The sequence below is a fragment of the bacterium endosymbiont of Bathymodiolus sp. 5 South genome, assembly GCF_900128535.1.
GTDB lineage: Bacteria > Pseudomonadota > Gammaproteobacteria > PS1 > Pseudothioglobaceae > Thiodubiliella.
The window spans coordinates 1-909 of sequence record NZ_FQTR01000401.1 but is presented as its reverse complement, the minus strand read 5'-3'; the positions used below and the strand labels follow the sequence as shown (position 1 = coordinate 909).

At 43.1% G+C, this 909-nt stretch carries 1 protein-coding gene; it reads left to right on the top strand.

Annotated features, from left to right (window positions below):
- Window positions 1–909: 2-oxo acid dehydrogenase subunit E2 (locus BBROOKSOX_RS11795; RefSeq protein WP_180324066.1), on the top strand; the 909-nt coding region annotated here is incomplete at both ends.

Here is a 909-nt window from a genome sequence, read left to right as displayed (position 1 = left end):
GTGATTGATATTAATGTCACATTAGGCGACAAAATTAAACTGGGTGATTTAATTCTTAATATTGAAAACACTGCTGTTAAGACACCCAAAGAAGAGACGCCAACCACAGCAGTTTCTGCACCAATATCCACGCCCACACCAAAAACAACCACAACACTCACATCAGCGCCACAAACCCTAGACCCATCAATATCAACAGCACCTAAGGGGGCCTCTCATGCCTCCCCTTCTATTCGCAAATTGGCACGAGAGTTAGGCGTTGATTTATCCAATGTCACTGGCACAGGGCAAAAAGGCAGAGTACTAGACACCGACCTTAAAGGCTATGTGAAGCAAATGATGACATCAGGTGGCATGGGCAGTGCGCTACCTAAAACGCCAAACATTGATTTTTCTAAATTTGGTGAAACGCAGACACTGGCATTATCTAGAATTAACAAACTCTCAGGCAAACACCTAACTGCCTGCTGGCTCAATATTCCACATGTGACACAGTTTGACGAAGTCAATATTGACAAAATGGAGGTCTACCGACAAGCACAAAAAGCCCAAGGTATCAAACTAACGCCATTGGTATTTATTATGAAAGCAGTGATTCAAGCGCTTCAATCTCATCCTCGTTTTAATGCCTCATTGGATGAATCTGGTGAAAATTTAATCATCAAAAAATACTTTAATCTAGGTATCGCGATGGATACGCCAAATGGTTTGGTGGTTCCTGTCATCAAAGATGTTGAGCAAAAATCCTTGGTAGAACTTGCCACAGAATTGGCACAGACTTCGGCCAAAGCGCGTGATGGGAAACTCAGTCCTAAAGATATGCAGGGTGCAGGGTTTACTATCTCCAGTCTTGGTGGCATTGGTGGCACGCAATTTACACCCATTGTAAACGCACCAGAAGTTGCTATT